This is a genomic window from Alkalibacillus filiformis (genome assembly GCF_030814115.1).
In the GTDB taxonomy this organism is placed as follows: Bacteria; Bacillota; Bacilli; order Bacillales; family Alkalibacillaceae; genus Alkalibacillus; species Alkalibacillus filiformis.
This window is the reverse complement of sequence record NZ_JAUSUP010000001.1, coordinates 871,131-893,990: the sequence shown is the minus strand read 5'-3', so window position 1 is coordinate 893,990 and position 22,860 is coordinate 871,131. Positions and strand designations below refer to the sequence as shown.

General features: G+C 35.8%; 18 protein-coding genes and 1 other annotated feature. Of the genes, 16 read left to right on the top strand and 2 right to left on the bottom strand.

Annotated elements, in window-relative coordinates; translation table 11 throughout:
* The first annotated feature begins 59 nt into the window (after positions 1–59).
* The 7 genes from J2R98_RS04915 (at position 60) to yihA (ending at position 9,786) form a co-directional block, all read left to right on the top strand.
* Positions 60–926 (top strand): fructosamine kinase family protein, encoded by an 867-nt coding sequence (locus tag J2R98_RS04915; protein ID WP_307066649.1) that lies wholly within the window; start codon positions 60–62, stop codon positions 924–926.
* Positions 927–987: 61 nt separating this feature from the next.
* Positions 988–2,448 (top strand): aldehyde dehydrogenase family protein, encoded by a 1,461-nt coding sequence (locus J2R98_RS04910; protein ID WP_307066647.1) that lies wholly within the window; start codon positions 988–990, stop codon positions 2,446–2,448.
* Between the two features lie 206 nt (positions 2,449–2,654).
* Entirely contained in the window at positions 2,655–3,650 is a 996-nt protein-coding gene (locus J2R98_RS04905) for a hypothetical protein (protein WP_307066645.1), read from the top strand.
* Between the two features lie 132 nt (positions 3,651–3,782).
* A complete protein-coding gene (gene tig / locus J2R98_RS04900; protein WP_307066643.1) occupies positions 3,783–5,069 on the top strand; it encodes a trigger factor in 1,287 nt (428 codons plus the stop codon).
* Between the two features lie 318 nt (positions 5,070–5,387).
* Positions 5,388–6,665, top strand: a complete 1,278-nt coding sequence (gene clpX, locus J2R98_RS04895) for an ATP-dependent protease ATP-binding subunit ClpX (protein WP_307066641.1) — start codon at positions 5,388–5,390, stop codon at positions 6,663–6,665.
* Between the two features lie 278 nt (positions 6,666–6,943).
* Positions 6,944–9,199, top strand: coding sequence for an endopeptidase La (gene lon, locus J2R98_RS04890; RefSeq protein WP_370871941.1), 2,256 nt, complete (start codon positions 6,944–6,946; stop codon positions 9,197–9,199).
* Positions 9,200–9,204: 5 nt separating this feature from the next.
* Positions 9,205–9,786 (top strand): ribosome biogenesis GTP-binding protein YihA/YsxC, encoded by a 582-nt coding sequence (gene yihA / locus J2R98_RS04885; RefSeq protein WP_307066637.1) that lies wholly within the window; start codon positions 9,205–9,207, stop codon positions 9,784–9,786.
* A gap of 144 nt (positions 9,787–9,930) precedes the next feature.
* Here yihA and J2R98_RS04880 read toward each other — a convergent pair whose 3' ends face one another.
* On the bottom strand, positions 9,931–10,410 hold the full coding sequence (locus tag J2R98_RS04880) for a LiaI-LiaF-like domain-containing protein (RefSeq protein WP_307066635.1): 480 nt from the start codon (positions 10,408–10,410) through the stop codon (positions 9,931–9,933).
* Between the two features lie 200 nt (positions 10,411–10,610).
* Between J2R98_RS04880 and hemA the strand changes: the two genes are divergently transcribed.
* From hemA to J2R98_RS04845, 7 genes are all read left to right on the top strand, one after another.
* The gene (hemA, locus tag J2R98_RS04875) at positions 10,611–11,975 is read left to right on the top strand and encodes a glutamyl-tRNA reductase (RefSeq protein WP_307066633.1); all 1,365 of its coding nucleotides are present in this window, start codon (positions 10,611–10,613) and stop codon (positions 11,973–11,975) included.
* Positions 11,976–11,995: 20 nt separating this feature from the next.
* A complete protein-coding gene (locus J2R98_RS04870) occupies positions 11,996–12,826 on the top strand; it encodes a cytochrome C assembly family protein (protein ID WP_307066632.1) in 831 nt (276 codons plus the stop codon).
* A gap of 10 nt (positions 12,827–12,836) precedes the next feature.
* The gene (gene hemC / locus J2R98_RS04865) at positions 12,837–13,769 is read left to right on the top strand and encodes a hydroxymethylbilane synthase (RefSeq protein ID WP_307066630.1); all 933 of its coding nucleotides are present in this window, start codon (positions 12,837–12,839) and stop codon (positions 13,767–13,769) included.
* Positions 13,769–14,530, top strand: a complete 762-nt coding sequence (locus J2R98_RS04860; protein WP_307066628.1) for a uroporphyrinogen-III synthase — start codon at positions 13,769–13,771, stop codon at positions 14,528–14,530. The genes hemC and J2R98_RS04860 overlap by 1 nt, the downstream gene beginning before the upstream one ends.
* Before the next feature lies 1 nt (position 14,531).
* A complete protein-coding gene (gene hemB, locus J2R98_RS04855) occupies positions 14,532–15,509 on the top strand; it encodes a porphobilinogen synthase (RefSeq protein WP_307066626.1) in 978 nt (325 codons plus the stop codon).
* Between the two features lie 14 nt (positions 15,510–15,523).
* The gene (gene hemL / locus J2R98_RS04850; RefSeq protein ID WP_307066623.1) at positions 15,524–16,804 is read left to right on the top strand and encodes a glutamate-1-semialdehyde 2,1-aminomutase; all 1,281 of its coding nucleotides are present in this window, start codon (positions 15,524–15,526) and stop codon (positions 16,802–16,804) included.
* 307 nt (positions 16,805–17,111) lie between these two features.
* Positions 17,112–18,227, top strand: a complete 1,116-nt coding sequence (locus J2R98_RS04845; RefSeq protein WP_307066621.1) for a LysM peptidoglycan-binding domain-containing protein — start codon at positions 17,112–17,114, stop codon at positions 18,225–18,227.
* Here J2R98_RS04845 and J2R98_RS04840 read toward each other — a convergent pair whose 3' ends face one another.
* Positions 18,228–18,416, bottom strand: coding sequence for a YszA family small membrane protein (locus J2R98_RS04840; RefSeq protein ID WP_307066619.1), 189 nt, complete (start codon positions 18,414–18,416; stop codon positions 18,228–18,230).
* 108 nt (positions 18,417–18,524) lie between these two features.
* Positions 18,525–18,761: a binding site (T-box leader), on the top strand.
* A gap of 61 nt (positions 18,762–18,822) precedes the next feature.
* Here J2R98_RS04840 and J2R98_RS04835 point away from each other — a divergent pair.
* On the top strand, positions 18,823–21,474 hold the full coding sequence (locus tag J2R98_RS04835; protein ID WP_307066617.1) for a valine--tRNA ligase: 2,652 nt from the start codon (positions 18,823–18,825) through the stop codon (positions 21,472–21,474).
* Between the two features lie 86 nt (positions 21,475–21,560).
* Positions 21,561–22,853, top strand: a complete 1,293-nt coding sequence (locus J2R98_RS04830; protein WP_307066615.1) for a bifunctional folylpolyglutamate synthase/dihydrofolate synthase — start codon at positions 21,561–21,563, stop codon at positions 22,851–22,853.
* The last annotated feature ends 7 nt before the right edge of the window (positions 22,854–22,860 follow it).

Genomic DNA, 22,860 nt, shown 5'->3' with positions numbered 1-22,860 from the left:
GGTGGTTTAACATCGCGATTGGTGTTTCTTTTTTTATTAGAAAATTTTGGAGGTATGATATGAAAGATATTATTAAACAATCATTAATTGACTTCGGTGATCACTCTACTGTGATTGAGATTAAAAGTGTAGCAGGTGGCGATATTAACGATAGTTACTATATTCAAACTTATGAAAATAAGTATTTTATTAAGTTAAACGAGCAATCACCAAATAGATTTTTTGAAATGGAAGCTGAAGGGCTTGAAAAGATTAATCGTACGAATACGATCAATGTCCCTAAAGTACATTCATATAGTGATACACCTAATAAATCCCATATTTTGTTACAGTGGATTGAACAGGGGCGAAGTTTTCAAGAAGATATTTTAGGTGAAAAAGTAGCCATGTTACATAATACCTATTCTTCAAAGCATGGTTATGACCACTTTACATATATCGGCACGTTAGAACAACCTAACGCTCTTTATAAGAATTGGCATGATTATTACAGCTCTTGTCGGTTAAAAGCTCAATATGACATTGGTGTTGATCGAGGTAACATTAAAGGTAAAAGGCAAAGCCAGTTATGGGATGTAATCGAGCGATGTGAAGAGCTTTTACCTAAAAATGTGAATCCTTCATATTTGCATGGTGACTTATGGAGTGGGAATTGGCTATATAACAAAAAAGGAGAACCTTATTTAGTAGACCCTTCGTTTTTGTATGGAGATCGACATTTTGAATTAGCCTTTACCTATTTATTCGGTGGTTTTTCTGAGGACTTTTATCAAGGGTATAAAAATATAGCATCTATAGAAGATTATTTTGAAGACATTAAGCCGCTATATCAGTTATATTATTTACTCGTTCATTTAAATATTTTTGGGGAAATGTATGGTTCTTCAGTAGATTCTGTACTTAATCGTTATTCAAAGGTTAAATAGGAATAGAACTCCCTTTATTAGTTCATTCTATATATTAAATATGGATGAAAGGGGAGTTATTATGGAGCAGTTCGAGAGTTATAATAAAAGTTTCATTAATGGTCAGTGGGTTGAAGGAAAAAGTGGACGAGATTATCAAAACAAGAATCCATATAATGATTCTACGATTAACACGATTCCATTAGCGACAAAGAAGCAGCTTGAAGACGCATATATCAAAGCTAAACAAGCGCAAAAAGAATGGGCTAAATCATCTGCAGAAGAACGTAAAAATGTTTTGAAAAAAGTAAGTTCTTATTTGGATGAACATAGAGATGAAATTGTACAACTGATCGCACGAGAAACAGGTGGAAGTTTAATTAAAGCCAGCGTTGAAGTTGATTTAACAATTGCATTAGTTGATGAGGCTATAAACATGCCGGATGAACTAAACCGTGTTAATGAAAAGGGCGCTGCGGTCGAAGGTAAAGTGAATAAAGTTCACAAGTTGCCACTAGGTGTCATAACATCGATATCACCTTTTAACTTTCCAATGAACTTGTCGATGCGAACAATTGCACCAGCTATTGCGTTAGGAAATGCTGTTGTTCATAAACCAGATAATCAAACGGCCTTAACAGGTGGTTCAATTCTAGCTAGAGCATTTGAAAAAGCTGGCTTACCTGAAGGTGTGTTTAATAGTATTTTAACGGACCTTGATGAAATTGGTGATTATATGATTGAAACACCACACTCTCCTTTAATAAGCTTCACAGGGTCGACACCTGTAGGGAAACATATTGCTGAAAAAGCTGGCAGTATGTTAAAGCGTGTTGCCTTAGAATTAGGAGGAAACAATCCGTTTATTGTACTTGAAGATGCTGACTTAGATCGAGCGGTAGATGCCGCTATTTTTGGTAAGTTTATTCACCAAGGGCAAATTTGCATGATTATTAATCGCATAATTGTACATGAAAAGCTTTACGATTCATTTATTGAAAAGTTTGTCGACCGAGTTAAAGAAATTCCTTCAGGTGACCCAACAGAAGAAGGGGTGATTGTCGGACCGTTAATTAACGAAGAGCAAGTGGAGAGCGCGCTAGAAATTATTGAAACGGCCAAAAAGGAAGGGGCGAACTTAGTATTAGAAGGTAAAAGAGAAGGAAACTTATTAACACCATATATCTTTACTGATGTTAAAAATGATAGTGAACTAGCACAAACCGAGTTATTTGCCCCAATTGCAACCATTATAAAAGCAACTACGGATGATGAAGCAATTGAAATGGCAAACGACACACCATATGGTTTAAGTTCCTCCATTTTTACAAGTGACTTAGAAAAAGGGGAGAAATTAGCACTTAAAATTGAAAGTGGTATGACACATATCAATGACCAAACCGTAAATGACAATCCGACAATTCCTTTTGGTGGCACAAAAGAAAGTGGTGTTGGGAAGTTCGGGAACCCTTGGATTGTAGAAGAGTTTACCATTACTAAATGGGTATCTATTCAGGAAGAGTATCGCGACTTTCCATTTTAGTATTGAACTTTCATCCTGGAGCACATAGTGGAATGACATATCTTAAGTCTTTTACTATGGTGCTCTTTAATATTTATTAAACTTAATGAAGAAGCCATATTTTTTGTTATTATTTTGTTACAATAAGGTTATACCCTTTTATATGTGTTTTTTTATATCTTATTAAGGGTAGATTAGATAGTAGAATTGAATAAGGAGGTGAGACCATGAGTACTGAGCGTCAAGATGTTGTGATGTTTCCAGGATGGAGAAAAGAGCTGGAACAGAAAACTTTTGATGCGATTCAACAGAAATATTATGAGGAAGCGTTATTACATATTAAAAAATTAGAAGATTTTAAAGAAGCTTCAAATGATATTTTAACAGCAAAAGTAATATGCTTTGTTGAGTTAGCAAGGTATGATGAAGCGATCAGTTTATGTCGTCTTCTAATGAAAGAAGATGATGACCATTATTATAAGTATTTACATATTTATTTAACAATTCTATTCCAAACGAGTCAGTATACGGAACTGATTGAATTATTAGATGAAATATTTGAAAATGAGACTATTCCATATGAGTATGAGGAAGCGTTTAAACAACTTTATGATGTTAGTAAAGATATGAGAGATTCTGCTACGCAACAAGAAGCAGAAACACATATGAATCATTTCCTTGATTCGTTAGAAAACGGTAATTTTCAAGAACAATGGAAGTTATTATCCATGCATAGAAAACATGAGGTAGGACCACATTTAGAAGCTATAAAACCTTATTTAAGTGATGCGAGATTAAATCCGGTTATTAAGACAGGTATCATCCAGTGGTTAATGGATTGTGAAATCGAGCAAAAAATTGAAGTTGAGAAATTTGATCACTCGGACTATGTCATTCCAGCTCAATTAAATGATATTTTAGATACTTACTTTGCAAAGAGTGTTTTAGATTACCTTGAAAATGTGGAACAAGGTGATCCTACATTGTATGAGTTCGTCAAACAAATCTTGTATCGTTACCTTTATATTAAATATCCGTTTGAACCACAATCAGACCGACAAAGTGTTCAAAACTTAGGAGAAGCTGTTTTAATGCTTGCACAAAAGTATTTACACTTGAATGAAGATACTAACCTAACTGAAGAAGCATCAAAAGAGCAACAAAAATGGATGGATGAAATTGAACGTTTAGAGAAAATATATTTTTCTCAAGTGGAGGACTAAAATTACTAATTCATGAGTATTGAACGTCGGAATTTCTATGTTATAATATAGTGGTTGCATTATGCATGAGCGCAAATATGCATGAAAACATACGACAATTATTAGTATGAATAGATGTTGGAGGGAAGAATTATGTCAGCAAAATGGGAAAAGAAAGAAGGTAATGAAGGTGTTCTTACTGTAGAAGTAGACGCTTCGGAGTTTGATCAAGCCCTTGACCAAGCCTTTAAAAAAGTTGTGAAAGATGTACAAATACCTGGATTCCGTAAAGGTAAAGTACCTCGTCCAATGTTCGAACAGCGTTTCGGTGTAGAATCTCTATATCAAGATGCGGCAGATATCGTATTACCTGATGCATATATGAAAGCTGTTGAAGAAGTAGGTATTACACCAGTAGATCGTCCAGAAGTAGATGTTGAACAAATCGAAAAAGGACAGCCATTAATCTTCAAAGCTACTGTAACAGTTAAGCCTGAAGTTGAATTAGGCGATTATAAAGGTCTAGAAGTTGAAGAACAAGATGTAACTGTAACAGATGAAGAAGTTGAAGAAGATTTAAAATCTCAACAAGAAAAGCAAGCTGAGCTAGTTGTTAAAGAAGAAGGAGAAGTTGAAAACGGCGACACAGTTGTTATTGACTTTGAAGGCTTCTTAGACGGTGAAGCATTTGAAGGTGGTTCTGCTGAAAACCATACATTAGAAGTTGGTTCAGGTTCATTCATTCCTGGATTTGAAGAGCAATTAGTAGGTAAAACAGCTGGAGCTGACACAGAAGTAAGCGTCACTTTCCCAGAAGATTACCATGCTGAAGAATTAGCTGGAAAAGAAACGACTTTCAAAGTGAAAATCCATGAAGTTAAAGCAAAAGAATTACCTGAATTAGACGATGAGTTCGCTAAAGATGTAGACGAAGAAGTTGAAACTTTAGAAGAACTAAAAACTAAAACAAAAGAACGCCTACAAGAGCAAAAAGAAACTGAAGCAGATAACCAAAAGCGTGAAACTCTAGTAGAAAAAGCTTCTGAAAACGCAACGGTTGATATTCCAGATGCAATGGTTGATTCAGAGCTAGACCGTATGCTTCAAGAGTTCGAACAACGCTTACAAATGCAGGGTATGACATTAGATATGTACTACCAGTTCTCTGGTCAAAGTGAAGACGACCTTAAAGGACAAATGAAAGAAGATGCTGCAAAGCGTGTACGTACTAATTTAACGCTTGAAGCAATCTCTGCTCAAGAAGGATTAGAAGTAACAGAGCAAGATGTGGAAGATCAGCTTCAAGAAATGGCTACTATGTACCAAACTGATGCTGAACAGTTAAAGCAAATGTTAGGTGGCAACACTGACGCATTAAATGAAGACTTGAAGCTTAAAAAAGCAATTGATTTCTTAGTAGAAAACGCAAAAACTGTATAATTTCACAAGTGTATAAGCAAGGCGCGTAATTTTACGTGCCTTGTTTTGCACTATAATTAATGTTTTGGTAATTTTGAACATAGGCTATAGTAATATTGATCAATCAATGATAAAATGATTCGAACAAATAGTTTTTTTGTACATATAATATGAATAAGTTTTTCTTTTGACTTAATTGACTTAGAAGTACATAATGGAGAATGTGAAGGTTAAAGCTTAAGAAATAAGATCAAAAATTACCTGTTTAAAACCATGCTTTTTTATTAAAATTAATGATAATTCGTAGTGGTTAAATATAGATCATTATGGGGTGAATGTATGTTTAAATTTAGTGATGAAAAAGGGCAGTTAAAATGCTCATTTTGTGGAAAGACACAAGACCAAGTTCGCAAGTTAGTTGCAGGGCCTGGCGTTTATATATGTGATGAATGTATCGATTTATGTACTGAGATCGTTGAAGAAGAATTAGGTACTGTAGAACAGGAAGACTTTAAAGAAGTACCGAAGCCCAAAGAAATCTGTGAAATTTTAGATGATTATGTTATAGGGCAAGAAGAGGCGAAAAAGTCATTATCTGTTGCAGTTTATAACCACTATAAACGTGTTAATTCTAATGTAAAAAATGATGATGTAGAGGTCTCAAAGAGTAATATCCTTCTTTTAGGACCAACAGGTAGTGGTAAAACATTACTAGCTCAAACGTTAGCTCGTATTTTAAATGTGCCATTTGCAATTGCAGATGCTACTTCATTAACAGAAGCGGGTTACGTTGGTGAAGATGTTGAAAATATCTTATTAAAACTAATTCAATCTGCTGATTATGATGTAGAAAAGGCAGAAAAAGGAATTATTTATATTGACGAGATTGACAAAGTTGCTCGTAAATCTGAAAACCCGTCTATTACTCGTGACGTTTCAGGTGAAGGTGTACAACAAGCACTACTGAAAATTCTTGAAGGTACACAAGCAAGTGTTCCGCCACAAGGTGGAAGAAAGCATCCTCATCAAGAATTTATTCAAATCGACACGACTAACATTTTATTTATCGTTGGTGGTGCATTTGACGGGATCGATCAAGTTGTTAAACGTCGTCTAGGTGAACGTGTAATTGGTTTCGGTTCTGAATCAACTGGTGAACAGTTAGAGGAATCTGAATTGTTAACAAAAGTGTTGCCAGAAGACTTATTACGTTACGGATTAATTCCAGAGTTCATCGGTCGTTTGCCAGTAATTGGTAGCCTAACCCCATTAGATGAAGATGCATTAGTAGAAATCTTAACGAAGCCGAAAAATGCATTATCTAAACAATATGAGAAGTTGTTTGATATTGATGGTGTTGAGTTAGAACTTCAAGATGATGCACTCCGAGCAATTGCTAATAAAGCAATTGAGCGTAATACAGGAGCAAGAGGTTTACGTTCAATTATTGAAAGTATCATGCTTGATGTTATGTTCGAATTGCCATCAAGAGAAGATATCGAGAAATGTATTATCACAAAAGACACGGTTGAATTAGAAAAAGGTAAGCCGACGCTTGTGATGGAAGATGGATCGGTAGTTGATCAAAATAAAGAAAGTCCAAAAGAAAGTGCTTAACAATAGTTAACGTATTTTAGAGGGTACTCTCCTCTTCGAAGTGAGAGTACCTTTTTATTTTGTATTCTTTTTATGGATAAAATTGGTTGCTTTTTGAGTCAGAAGTTACTACATTTTATTTCATAAACAAAATAGATTAAAATGAAATGTATATAATAAAGATAGCAATAGAGGAAGTTGAGTTGTAACCGTAATTGGAGGTGTGACTTAAATTGAATAATAACATCAGTCAAGAAATCCCGTTATTACCGTTAAGAGGGGTTATTATATACCCATCAATGGTACAACATTTAGATGTAGGACGAGAACATTCAGTCAAAGCGCTTGAACAAGCAATGGTGCAAGACCATAAGCTGTTATTGGCAGCACAACGTGATTCATCGTTAAATGAACCAAAAGAAGAAGATATTTATCAATTTGGAACTATTGTATATATTAAACAAATGGTCAAGCTGCCCAATGGCACGAGTCGTATTTTAGTTGAAGGCTTAGAGCGAGCAGAGATTGAATCCTTTGAACAGCTTGAGCCATATTTCACTGTTACATATAAGACAGTTGAAGATGAGCACGGTGATGGTGTCGAAGAGCAGGCGTTAATGCGCACATTAGTTAATCAATTTGATGAGTATACAAAAGTGTCTAAAAAGACGAAACGAGAAACATATGAAACAGTAAAGGATATTACTGAATCAAGCCGTTTAGCTGATATCGTTACTTCACATTTATCATTAAAAGTTAAACAGAAACAACAAATATTAGAAACACCGTATGTTCCAGATCGTTTAGACCAACTAGTTGAAATGATTCAAAATGAGAAAGAAGTCCTGTCGATGGAAAAGAAGATCGGCCAACGTGTAAAGAAGTCGATGGAACGTACTCAAAAGGAATACTACTTGCGTGAACAGTTGAAAGCCATTCAAAAAGAACTTGGCGATCAAGACGGGAAAACCGGTGAGGTTGCACAATTAAAAGAAAAAATTGCTGAAGCCAATATGCCAGAGCGAATCGAAGAAGTGGCTTATAAAGAGTTAAACCGTTATGAAAAAGTTCCACAAAGCTCTGCTGAAAGTTCTGTTATTCGAAATTATATTGAATGGTTAGTTGCCTTACCATGGACAGACGAAACAGAAGATGACTTAGATGTAAACCGTGCCCAAGGTGTGTTAGATGAAGATCATTACGGTTTAGATCGAGTTAAAGAACGAGTGTTAGAATATTTAGCGGTACAACAGCTAACTGAATCAGTTAACGGACCGATCTTATGTTTAGTTGGTCCTCCAGGTGTTGGTAAAACATCTTTAGCTAAATCAATTGCTCGTTCAGTTGGGCGTAACTTTGTACGTGCATCTTTAGGTGGTGTGAGAGATGAAGCCGAAATTAGAGGCCATCGTAGAACTTATGTAGGTGCTATGCCCGGTAGAATTATTCAAGGGATGAAAACAGCAGAAACCATTAATCCTGTTTTCTTATTGGATGAAATTGATAAAATGGCGAGTGATTTCCGTGGGGATCCATCTTCAGCTATGTTAGAAGTATTAGACCCTGAACAAAACCACTCCTTTAGTGATCACTTTGTTGAAGAACCTTATGACTTATCAAAAGTAATGTTCGTTGCAACAGCCAATAATTTAGCAACGATTCCTGGTCCTTTATTAGACCGTATGGAAGTTATTAATATTGCAGGTTATACCGAGTTAGAGAAGCTTCATATTTCAAAGGAACATTTAATTTCAAAGCAAATTAAAGAAAATGGTTTAACGAAGTCAAAAGTGCAGTTCCGTGATGAAGCGATTCTTAAACTAATCCGGATGTATACGAGAGAAGCCGGAGTCCGTAATTTAGAAAGAGAAATTGCTTCTGTTTGTCGAAAAGCTGCAAAACTCATTGTGTCAGGTGAGAAAAAACGAGTCATCATTACTGAGAAACAACTAGAAGAGCTTTTAGGAAAACCTAAGTTCCGTTATGGACAAGCTGAAGCTGAACACCAAATTGGTGCAGCAACTGGATTGGCTTATACACAAGCTGGTGGTGACACATTGGCCATTGAAGTTTCTATTGTGCAAGGTACAGGGAAACTGACGTTAACAGGTAAACTTGGTGACGTAATGAAAGAGTCTGCACAAGCAGCCTTTAGCTACGTACGTGCTAGAGCAGATGAATTTGAACTTGAACATGACTTTTATGAAAAGTATGATGTTCATATTCACATTCCAGAAGGTGCTACACCAAAAGATGGACCTTCTGCTGGTATTACGATTGCAACAGCGTTAGTCTCAGCTTTTACTAATCGTCCAGTTCGTAAAGAGGTAGGTATGACAGGTGAAATTACGTTAAGAGGTCGTGTGTTACCGATAGGCGGACTGAAAGAAAAATCATTAAGCGCACACCGTGCTGGATTAACGAAGATTCTTATGCCAGCTGAAAATGAAAAAGATTTAGAAGATATCCCTGAAAGTGTGCGTGATGGTTTAACTTTCGTCCAAGTAAAACACTTAGATGAAGTGTTAGATCACGCTCTTTTACCAAAGGAGTAAGTAATATGAAAGTAAATCAAGCTGAAATCGTTATGAGTGCAGTAAGTAAAGCACAGTATCCTGAAGATCGTCTATCAGAAATTGCTTTATCTGGTCGTTCAAATGTTGGAAAATCATCCTTTATTAATAAGATGATTCAACGTAAAAATTTAGCCCGTACATCATCTAAGCCTGGAAAGACCCAGACGTTAAACTTTTATTTAATTAATGAATCTTTTTATTTTGTTGATGTACCAGGTTACGGTTATGCTAAAGTTTCCAAAAGGGAACGAGAAGCCTGGGGACGTATGATGGAAGAGTACTTTACGACAAGGGAGCCGTTAAAAGCTGCCGTTTTATTAATCGATATGCGTCATCCTCCAACAGAAGATGATTTAATTATGTATGACTTTTTAAAGTATTATGATTTACCGGTTATTGTGGTTGCAACAAAGATGGATAAAATCGCTAAACCTAAACGCCAAAAACATCTCAAAGTGATAGAAGATGACTTAGAACTTGAACCAGAAGATGTAGTTATTCCATTCTCGGCAGAAACAGGAGAAGGAAAAGACCAAGTATGGGGAAAAATCAAAGGGTTTCTATAGTCTTGTATAAAAGAGGTGCTGAACTAATCAGCGCCTCTTTTGATGCTTTAAAGCTAGCTAAACATCAATTGAAGATTCAACTTACATGCAGTTAAAATGTTTAGTTGGATAATTTATGTACTAAAGTAACATACTAAAAGTAACTTATTTTTTAAATAATAAAATGAAACCAAAAATAATGAGTAAAATTGGCCAAAACTGCTCGATCATGTTAAACATGTAATCAAACCAGCCGAACCAGCTAGGCATGGCAAATGAAGTAAGTGCAATAAACGATAAAATAATCAATACAATACCGATTACAGTCCCTTGGCTCGTTTTTTGAGCACGTAATATAAACGCTATACCAATAATTAAAGTATACATCCCCCAATGGTCAATCCAATTTGCGCTATAATATAAAGCATGGAAATGAATACCTAATCCAAAAAGAATCACACCTGGTACGATATTATCATACTGCCTATTTCCGTAAGCATTAAATATGAAGGCTGTACCGATTATAACTAATATGCTAGGCCAAGTATTAAATTGAGATATAAAAGGGATATGGTATTGTTGGATTAAAAAGTAAATACCAAAACCAATCAGTATAATGGCTAAAAAGCTTTTTGGTTGCTTCATATAAAAAAGTCTCCTCTATAGACAAAATTCTTGATGGTTCGATGCCGATATGATAGTCTACATATAGTTATTAATAATCATTCTAAATAAATCTTATCATAAATTTTCATAATTTGTTCATTCAAATAAAGGTTTTGTACTATTTTTTCTTGTTATAATAATAATTAGATTAGTTCGAGCGATGCAAGGGGTGAATTGGGATGCATTTTGTTGTAGTTACAATTAATTATCGAACAGCCCCAGTAGAAATAAGGGAGAAGTTAACTTTCTCTGATGACCAAATAAGCGAAGCGATGACAAAATTAAACGAAGAGAAGAGCATTTTGGAAAATGTGATCGTCTCAACATGTAATCGCACAGAATTATATGTCGTATCTGACCAGTTACATACTGGTCGTTATTATGTAAAGAAATTTTTAGCTGATTGGTTCTCGATGGATGTTGACTATGTTGCTAATTTCATTGAATTGAAAGAAGAGAAAGAAGCAATTAAACATCTATTTAATGTTGCTGCTGGGTTAGACTCGATGGTATTAGGTGAGACTCAAATTTTAGGACAAGTTAAAGATTCATTTAACAAAGCCCAAAATGATGGTGCATCAGGTTTAATGTTTAATCAGTTGTTTAAACAAGCGATTACAACAGCTAAACGTGCACATAAAGAGACAGAAATTGGTGAAAATGCTGTATCGATTAGTTATGCAGCAGTTGAATTAGCTAAAACGATCTTTAATCAGTTAAGTAACCAACATGTCGTCATTTTAGGCGCGGGTAAAATGGGTGAATTAGCTGTACAAAATTTACACGGTTCAGGTGTTCATAACATTACAGTTGTTAACCGAACATTGGAGAAAGCTGAAGAAGTAGCTTTAAAGTTTTCTGGACGAGCTAAGTCAATGGACGAGCTAAATGAAGTGTTAGAAGAGGCGGATATCGTCATCACTTCAGTAGGAACGGATCACTACATTTTACAACAAAGTGATTTAAAATCTGTTGTTAAAAAGCGTAATGGTAAACCATTATTTATGGTTGATATTGCGGTGCCACGTAATTTAGATCCAGCTATAGAACAATTAGAGAGTATGTTCCTATACGATATCGATGACTTGCAGGGCATAGTAGATCAAAACTTAGAAGAACGTAAACAAGCTGCTACAGAAATCGATAAAATGATTAATGTTGAAATGACCGATTTTGATGAATGGGTTAAAACATTAGGTGTCGTACCAGTTATTTCAGCATTGCGTAAAAAAGCATTAACAATCCAACAAGATACGATGGCATCAATCGAACGCAAAATGCCAGATTTAACACCAAGAGAGAAAAAAGTGCTTAATAAACATACGAAAAGTATTGTCAATCAAATGCTTAAAGACCCGATTCTACAAGCGAAAGAAATGGCTGGCGAAGAGCATGCAGATGATATGTTAAAACTTTTTGTGCGTATGTTTGGAATTGAAGAAGAAGTACAACAAGAGTTAGAAGAACAGAGTAAAAAGCACCCAAGTCACGAATCAGTTAATCAGTCGCTACCAATTGCAAGCTTAGTTCGAGCGTTGCAGTAGGTAAATGAGAGGGGTCTCTCATGGGGATATTCGAACAGTTCAAACTTTACGAATTAATAGTAATACTATATGGCTTAAGTGTAACCTTTTATTTCTATGACTTTGTTGAACGTAACCGGAAGGCGAACAAGATAGCCTTCTGGTTACTTTTATTGGTTTGGGTTTTACAGACGATTCTTCTGTTTACGAATATTTACATATACGGATTTATTCCTGTTTTTAACATCTTAGAAGGTTTATATTTTTATGCATGGTTAATATTATTAGTATCGATTGTTGTTAACTATTTCTACAAAATGGACTTAGTCGTTTTCATTATTAATATCATTGGCTTTTTAGTGATGATGATGTTTTTAATGAGTTATGCAACGAGTGATCAATCGCAACTAACAGGGAATTTCGTAGGTGAGATATTAGTGGCTCATATTGTGCTTGCATTTGTTGCCTATACGCTATATACACTATCTTTTGCATTTGCTACGCTGTATTTAATACAGTTTTACTTGCTGAAAAAGAAAAGGTGGCGTCAACTGGTTAAAAGAATTGGCAATTTAGAGCAACTTGAAAAGATATCATTTTTACTCGTCGTCTTTGCTACACCGATTCTTCTAATTTCTTTAGTGTTTGGGTTGTTGTGGGCATATACAACTGATGATTTATTTTATTGGTTAGATGCAAAAACTGTAGGGTCATTTGTCGTGATTGGGATTTATTCTATCATTATATATATAAGGGTAACGAAAAAATTAGTAGGCAAATCTGTTGCGAGACTATATATTATAGCTTTTTTAGTACTGTTTAGTAATTATTTAATTTTATCAATGCTATCAAATTTTCATGGATTAAACTAGGAGGCAAAACATGCGTAACATTATTATCGGTTCAAGAAGAAGTAACTTAGCTTTAACTCAGACACAATGGGTTATTGATCAATTAAACAAAGTATCAGATGAGTACAGCTTTGACGTGAAAAAGATTGTGACGAAAGGTGACCAGATCCTAGATGTTACTTTATCAAAAGTAGGCGGAAAAGGCCTGTTCGTTAAGGAAATTGAACAAGCGATGTACAACCATGAAATTGATATGGCTGTCCATAGTATGAAAGATATGCCGTCACAAGTTCCTGAAGGTTTAACGATAGGATGTGTGCCAGAACGTGAGGATAACCGTGATGCCTTTATTTCTGAAGATCATGTTAAGCTAGATGACCTAAAGGAAGGCGCAGTAATTGGTACGAGTAGTTTACGTCGTGGTGCGCAATTACAAGCTTATCGTCCTGACTTACAAATTCAATGGATTCGTGGAAATATTGAAACTAGATTACGTAAGTTAAAAGAAGAGAATTTTGATGCAATCATTTTAGCAGCAGCTGGACTTAAACGTATGGGTTGGTCAACTGATTTAGTTACAGAGTTTCTAGACCCAGAAATATGTTTACCTGCAGTAGGACAAGGTGCACTAGCGTTAGAGTGTCGTGCAGATGATGAAGATTTACTACAGCTTATTAATCAAATTAATAATGAGTATACAGCAAGGACGGTACAAGCTGAGCGTAAGTTTTTAAGTTTATTAGAAGGTAGTTGTTCAGTACCAATCGCTGGGTACGCTGTACTAGAGGAAGATGACGTTGTATTACAAGCATTAGTATCTTCATCTGATGGAAAGACCGTACTAAAAGAAACAGTCCGTTCAAAAGATCCAATCGAAGCTGGCGAGAAAGCTGCAGAATTACTAATTAATAGAGGCGCAAAAAAGTTAGTAGAAGAAGCGAAAGAAGAGTTAGAAGGAAAATAATGAGGAATGTAAGTAAGGAAATACTACTATCAAGAAGCTTAGATCAATCTAATCCTTTTTCTAAACTAGACCTTGATCAAGTAACTGTTAGAGGGGTTCCGCTTATTAAGTTCGCTCAGTATGATGAGGAAAATGCTGAGCGAACTCTTCACTCACTTAATACATTCGATTGGATTATTTTCACTAGTCATAATGGAATCAAATACTTCTTTAACTTACTAGAACAGTACAATATTTCCAAAGAAGTGTTGCGTCGTAAAAAGTTGGCTACTGTCGGAAGTAAAACAGCTGAAACGTTGAAAAGCTTTGGCTTTGTAGCTGATTTTGTGCCTGACGTGTACGATGCTGATCGAATGGGGAATCAAATGTTACAAGAACAACAATTAAATCATGTGCTTTTAGTAAAAGGAACACGTTCTAGAAGCGTTTTAGATGATTTATTTACACAACATAACATAAGCCATTTAACGCTTACTGTATATGATTCAGTAACTAATCAAGATGAAGAAGAGTCTATTATTGATGTACTAACCAATAGTCGATTATCAGCTGTTGTTTTTACATCACCATCATCGATCGAAGCATATTTTGCATTAGGTGGAAGATTAGCTCAGAATACTGTACATTTACCTTGCTTTTGTATAGGAGAGACGACTGCCGATTATGCTTATAAAGTTGGCTTTAATCAAGTCATTGTCCCAGAAACTTATACACTCGATGCTTTAGCTTTTGAAGTAGAAGAGTATTTTAAGGAGGAATAGTATGTCAGACTTACCATTTGCACGTCATCGCCGATTAAGAACATCCAATCAACTAAGAGACTTAGTACGTGAAACGAAATTACATACAGAAGATTTGATTTACCCCATTTTCGTTCTTGAACAGCCGGGGCAAAAGAATGAAGTAGCTTCAATGCCTGGTGTATATCAAGTGTCATTGGATTATCTATTAGATGAAGTTAAAGAAGTCGTTAGCTTAGGAATTAAATCAATTATTTTATTTGGCGTTCCAGAAGAAAAAGATGACGTTGGTTCTGAGGCGTACAATGATGAAGGTGTTGTACAAAAGGCGACACGACTTGTAAAAAAACAATATCCAGACTTAGTTGTCGTAGCTGATACTTGCTTATGCCAGTATACTTCTCATGGGCATTGTGGCGTAATTAAGAACCAATTCGTGGATAATGATGAGACGTTACCATTGTTAGTTGAAACAGCTGTGTCACAAGCGAAAGCAGGTGCAGATATCATAGCTCCTTCTAATATGATGGATGGGTTTGTTGTTGAAATTCGTAAAGGATTAGATCAAGCTGGATTTGAGAACATTCCAATTATGTCCTATGCTGTTAAATATGCATCAGCATTTTACGGGCCGTTTAGAGATGCTGCTCATAGCACTCCGCAATTTGGTGACCGTAAAACGTACCAAATGGACCCTGCTAACCGATTAGAAGCTCAACGTGAAGCTGAGTCTGACGTTGAACAAGGTGCAGATTTTTTAATTGTTAAGCCTGCTTTAAGTTATTTAGATATTATGCGTGAATTGAAAGACCGCTATAACCAACCGATTGTCGCTTATAATGTAAGTGGAGAGTATTCTTTAATTAAGGCAGCAGCACAAAAAGGTTGGGTAGATGAAAAGGAAATTGTATTAGAAAAAGTCACTTCAATGAAACGAGCAGGAGCAGACTTAATTATTACTTACTTTGCAAAAGATATCGCAAAATGGATTAAAGAATAAAGGAGGACGTTCCAATGACTAATCGTTCACAACAATTATTTTCAGAAGCTGTCGACCTATTTCCAGGTGGGGTTAATTCACCAGTAAGAGCTTTCAACTCGGTTGATGTTGATCCTATTTATATGGAAGAAGGTAAAGGTTCAAAAATTAAAGACGTTGATGGAAATGAGTATATCGACTATGTATTAAGTTGGGGCCCATTAATTGTCGGACATGCACATGACCAAGTGCTTGAAACGTTACAGGAAGTAATGAAGAAAGGGACAAGCTTTGGAGCTAACGTTGAGTATGAGAATAAGTTAGCCAAGCTGTTAATCGACCGTGTACCTTCTATCGAAATGATCCGTATGGTTAACTCCGGTACTGAAGCTACGATGAGTGCTTTAAGGTTAGCGAGAGGTTATACGAAGCGTAGTAAGATTTTAAAGTTTGAAGGTAATTACCATGGTCATGGTGACTCATTATTAATTAAAGCAGGATCAGGCGTAGCAACACTCGGTTTACCAGACAGCCCTGGTGTACCTGAGTCCATTGCGAAAAATACAATTACAGTACCATATAACGACCAAGAAAGTGTTAAATATGCATTTGAACAGTATGGTGATGATATTGCGGCTGTCATTGTTGAGCCTGTTTCAGGTAACATGGGTGTAGTACCACCAATTAATGACTTTTTAAGTTTCTTACGCGATATTACAAATGATCATGACTCGTTACTCATCTTTGATGAAGTGATGACTGGATTTAGAGTAGGTTATAATTGTGCACAAGGTCATTTTGATGTAACACCTGACTTAACATGCTTAGGCAAGGTAATCGGTGGCGGTTTACCAGTAGGTGCTTACGGTGGTAAACGTGAAATTATGGAGATGATTGCTCCAGCTGGTGATATTTATCAAGCTGGAACATTATCAGGTAACCCATTAGCAATGGCTGCTGGTTATGCGACATTAAGTCAGTTAACAGAAGCTTCATATGATGAGATCAATCGTAAAGCAGACCGTTTAGTAGAAGGAATTGAAAAGGCCGCAAAAGATTACGGTGTACCGTTACAAGTTAACCGTGCGGGCTCAATGTTAGGTTTCTTCTTTACAGACGAAGAAGTTGTCAACTTTGAAACAGCCAAAACTTCTGATTTAGAGTGGTTTGCAAAGTATTATAAAGTGATGGCTGAAGAAGGAATTTTCTTACCACCTTCACAGTTTGAAGGTATGTTCCTTTCAACTGTTCATACAGATGAAGATATCGAAAAAACAATTGAAGCAGTGAATAAAGCATTTAAACAGTATAAATAAGCTCGTTATAAATGTATCTAACCAGCCGGATTCAAACGAATCTCGGCTGGTTATTTTTATTTTCTAGGCTGACACGTACTTCTTCCTCACTTAGCATCGCTCTATGGCGGTAATAAAGATAAACCCTAAAGAAGTCAGAACATGATTTCGTTAAGGTTTTATGTTTTGTTCTAGCCTTAACATCAGACTTAGAATCTTTCTCAGAACTTAGTAGATGTTTATAAAAGTGGACATAGTTCTGCATCTCCCGTAATAGACATATAGTAATTACTAATGGATTAAAGTGACCATAAGAGGGGGATTTAGATTGAGTAATTATGAACAAGTTCCATACCAATTTGAAGTTCGGGAAAATATCAATTTCAAACGAGGGGAGGAAATCGATGACCTTTACAGCATTGCGATCGATCCTGATGTGAAGGTCATTCATGAAAGTAATTATGTACAAATAAGAGGCGTTCTCGTTGTTCGTGGTGATTATCAAACCACGAATTATGATCAAGAATCACAGTACATTGTAGATGATGAGGATTATAACACGGTACAACAAGTACGCACGTTGGACAATGGGTTTATGGAATTCCAGTATCCAATTCCTATTGATATAACGATTCCACATAATAGGATTCGTACAGATGACCATATTCAAGTTGTCATCGATTATTTCGATTACGAATTACCAGAACCAAAAACATTAAAAGTCTATTCTAATGTTCGTTTAGATGGAACTGAAATGGTTGAAGCAGTTGAAGAACGTTACGATGATGAAGAAACTAACTCAGACTTTGAATTAAAAGAATTTCCGACTATGCAAGATGAAGATTATGAACATGACGATGGCCAAGATCACGAATATGATGAATATGAGCAAGAAGATCAACATGACACAGAAGATGAAATTTACGATGAACCAGATGTAGATTCAGACGAAGAGAAAGGAAGAGACTTTTGGAAAAAGAAAGACAGTCAATCTCTTCAAGAATTTTTTAATAAAAAAGACGAAAAAGTTGATGAAGACACAACTTCAAACGTAGAAGAAGTTAATGTTTCAGCGATGCCAGAAGAAACAGATGCCGATGACAACCAGGATTATGATGATGAATATGGTAAAGACTCAGATACAGATACAGATACGATGGCAGAAGTTGATGACGCTGACGAAAAAGTTGAACAGAAAAAATCAAAAGCGAAACAAGGTCTTAGCTACTTATCTAAGTTTTTCAGAGAAGATGAAGAGACGGGGACAGTTCAAATGCGTATGCGTTTTGTCCAAGAAGAAGATACATTAGAATCTATTGCTAATTATTATCATGTCTCTGTGAGTAAATTAGAACGTTTGAATGGCCTAGAAGCTGGTGATACATTAAAAGCTGGTGATGTTATATATGTTCCAGGTAACATTAAACAGTCGAGTGAACATTAATTAAATCCATTCCAAATAAAAAGCAACAAAAATACCAACTAATGCACCTGATAAAAATACATCAAGTGTAGAAGGAAAAAGTAATGTTCGAATGAGTTGATAAATCATAATCGGTAAAATACACCTTTCAATTGTGAAAATGCATTGCCTTGCCCAAGGTGGTAAGCGATAACGATAATATTTACCCATAAAAATTTCCTCCTCTCTAGCTACAATATGTACGTAATAAAAAGTTGTGCTTTATATTTATTGACTTTTTCCAAGGGTTTTGTATACAATAATAGCAAACTAAATGTTACGTAAATGCTAGTAAGAGAGGAGTACAGGTTGGACCCCGTACAGAGAAGGAAGCCTAGGCTGGAAGTTTCCTCGGGTTGAAAACTTGGAAGGTCGCTCTGAAATAAGCAGCCCCTTTGAACTGAAGTAGAAGGGGCCGGGAAGACCGTTATCCAGTATGAGTGTATGAGTAGAGTATGTTAATACTCATAAACAAAGGTGGTACCGCGATTGAAGCCAAAGCTTTTCGCCCTTTATTGGGCGAAAAGCTTTTTTTATTTTCAATGGTGATTAAACGATCAATAAGGAGGAATATTTTATGGATGAACACAACGAAACTTCCATGGCACCGAAATACAACCCAACTGAAGTAGAGAAAGACCGGTATCAGTTTTGGGTGGAGGGTAAATATTTTGAAGCAAAAAACGATGAGACGAAAGAACCATTTACAATTGTAATCCCACCACCAAACGTTACAGGGCGTTTGCACTTAGGTCATGCTTGGGATACGACATTGCAAGATATTATTTCTCGTTATAAACGTATGCAAGGTTATGATGTCCTTTGGTTACCTGGAATGGACCACGCAGGTATTGCAACACAGGCTAAAGTAGAAGGTAAATTAAAGGAAGATGGACAAAATCGTCATGATTTAGGACGTGAGAAGTTTTTAGAAAGGTCTTGGGATTGGAAAGAAGAATATGCTTCTTTCATTCGTGCTCAATGGGAAAAGCTCGGATTAGGAGTTGACTACTCTAGAGAACGATTTACTTTAGATGACGGGTTATCACAGGCGGTTCGTGAAGTGTTTGTATCACTTTATGAACAAGGACTCATTTATCGTGGAGAGTACATTATTAATTGGGACCCAAATACTCAAACAGCCTTATCAGATATTGAAGTCATTTATAAAGAAGTTCAAGGTGCTTTTTATCATATGAAGTATCCATTGAAGAATGGGTCAGGACATATTGAAGTGGCTACGACGCGTCCTGAAACAATGCTTGGTGATACAGCGGTTGCTGTCCATCCAGAAGATGAACGATATAAAGACTTGATCGGCGAGACAGTAGTGTTGCCGATTGTGGGGCGAGAAATTGAAATTGTTGCAGATGATTATGTTGATATGGAATTCGGATCTGGTGCTGTAAAAATAACACCTGCACATGACCCAAATGACTTTGAAATTGGTGAACGTCACAATTTGGAACGTGTACTTGTGATGAATGAAGACGGAACTATGAATGAAAATGCAGGTAAGTATAATGGTATGGATCGTTTTGAATGCAGAAAGCAGATTGTTAAAGACCTTCAAGATGAAGGTGTGTTGTTTAACATTGAAGATCACACTCATCAAGTAGGCCATTCTGAACGAAGTGATGCAGTCGTTGAACCATACCTTTCAACGCAATGGTTCGTTAATATGGAACCATTAGCAGAACAGGCTGTGGAAATGCAGTCTACGGATGATCAAGTGAATTTTGTTCCAGACCGTTTTGAGAAGACGTATTTACACTGGATGGAAAATATTCGTGATTGGTGCATATCTCGTCAGCTATGGTGGGGACACAGAATTCCAGCATGGTATCACAAGGAAACGGGAGAAGTTTACGTAGGACGTGAAGCTCCAGAAGACGTGGAAAATTGGGAACAAGATGAAGATGTATTAGATACTTGGTTCTCATCAGCATTGTGGCCTTTCTCAACGATGGGATGGCCTGATGAAGAGAGTTATGACTTAAACCGTTACTTCCCGACTGATGTGTTAGTAACAGGATATGATATTATTTTCTTCTGGGTATCACGAATGATTTTCCAAACGAAACATTTCATGGACCGACGTCCGTTTAAAGATGTATTGATTCACGGTCTTGTAAGAGATGCTGAAGGTCGTAAAATGAGCAAGTCATTAGGCAACGGTGTTGATCCAATGGACGTCATTGATCAGTATGGTGCCGACTCATTACGTTATTTCTTATCAACTGGTTCATCTCCAGGCCAGGACTTACGTTTCCATTGGGAAAAAGTTGAAGCGACATGGAACTTCAATAATAAGATTTGGAATGCTTCACGATTTGTTATTATGAACTTAGATGATTTTCAATATGAAGATATTGATTTATCGGGTGAAAAATCGTTAGCTGATGAGTGGATTTTAACTAGGTTAAATGAAACGATTGAAAATGTAACGAGAAATATCGACCGTTATGATTTCGGTGAAGCGGGTCGATACTTGTATAACTTCATCTGGGATGAGTTCTGTGATTGGTATATCGAAATGGCTAAGTTGCCTCTTTACGGTGATGATGAAGCGGCTAAGAAAACGACGAAATCGGTGTTAGTTGTAACATTAGATAATATCCTTAGAATGCTTCATCCGTTTATGCCGTTTATTACCGAGGAAATTTGGCAGCACATCCCTCATAAAGGAGATTCTATTACCGTCCAAAGCTGGCCAGAAGTAAACGAGGCTTATAACAATCAACAATCACGTAAAGAAATGGAGCGACTTGTATCAATCATCCGTTCTGTAAGAAACGTACGTGCTGAAGTCGATACACCAATGTCTAAAGAAATTAAAATTATGATTAAAGCTAATGATGAGGAAATTGTTTCAGAACTAAATAAAAATGAAGTGTATTTAAATCGTTTTTGTAACCCTGAACAATTGATCATGGATACTAATATTGATGTACCTGAACAATCTAAAAGTGCAGTTGTCACTGGTGCAGAAATTTTCTTCCCGTTAGAAGGATTAATCGATATTGATGACGAAATAGATAGATTAAAGCAAGAATTACAAAAGTGGAATAGTGAAGTTGAGCGCGTTCAAAAGAAACTAGCCAATGAAAACTTTGTTAGTAAAGCACCAGAGGCTGTAGTACAAGAAGAGCGCGATAAGGAAAAAGATTATTTAGAAAAACAGAAGTTAGTTGAAGAGAGAATTGCTGAGTTAGAGAAAGTTAAATAAATTATTATAAAGATGAGTTGCTCCTATTTGGATGGAGCAACTCGTGTTTTATCAATTACAAATATGATTTACTATGGGTGACGCTAATGAACGAACAAGAAGCTATTAATTGGATTCATAAACAACTAAAGTTTGGAATTAAACCTGGATTAAGTCGAGTTGAGACTTTGTTGGAAAAGCTTGGTGAACCTCACAAAAAGCTTAAAACAATACATATCGCGGGTACAAACGGAAAAGGGTCTACTACGACTTTTTTGAGAGAAATTTTGCAACAGCAAGGCTTTAAAATAGGAACTTTTACCTCTCCTTACATAGAAATCTTTAATGAAAGAATTAGTATTAATGGAGAACCAATTCCAGCTCAGGACCTCATACAGTTAGTTGAACATGTTCGTCCAATCTGTGAAGAACTTGCGACGACAGAAGATGGTGCACCGACCGAGTTTGAAATTATTACTGTCATGTCTTTTATGTACTTTGTTGAACAGTCTGTTGATTATGCCATTATTGAAGTTGGATTAGGAGGAAGGTTGGATTCTACTAACGTTATAAGACCAGTTGTTAGTGTTATTACAACAATCGGTTATGACCATATTCATATTTTGGGTGACACTCTTGAAGAAATTACATATGAAAAAGCTGGTATTATTAAACCTTCAACACCTGTAATTTCTGGCGTTAAACAAGTTGAAGCGCAGAAGATTATTGAAAAACGATCAAAAGATAATCAAACAACTGTATTGCAGTTAGGATATGATTTTAAGAATGATATAGCAAATGCTATTAACGGTGAAGAATGTTTCCACTTTGAATATGAAAGTATGAAATTTGTTGATATTAAAATGTCAATGAAAGGCTATCACCAAATTGATAATGCATCTTTGGCGATTCAAAGTTACTTGACGTTAGCAACCATTGAAAGATTCCCTATACAAAAGGAAGTTATATATAAAGGAATCTTTAAAGCATATTGGCCGGGTCGATTTGAATTAATTCAGAAAGGGCCTGATGTGATTCTAGATGGTGCTCATAATGTTGAAGCAATTAAGACTTTAGTCACAACGATTAATAATAGGTATGAGTCGAAGAAAGTAACCATTTTATGTTCGTTCATACAAAATAAGCCAATTAATGAAATGTTGTCAATTTTATCTAAAAATTATAATAATATAACGCTTACAACGTTTGACTTTTTTAATAATTATGGGTATTATGAACTAAAAGAAAAGTATGAAAATGGTAATGTTAAAGTAGTAGAGGACTGGAAAAATACGTACAACTCAACGTTAGAGGCTTTAGAGACAGATGAAGTGTTAGTCGTTACAGGATCTTTATATTTTATATCTGAAGTAAAACAATCGTTAAAGGAAAATAACTAAACCGAGA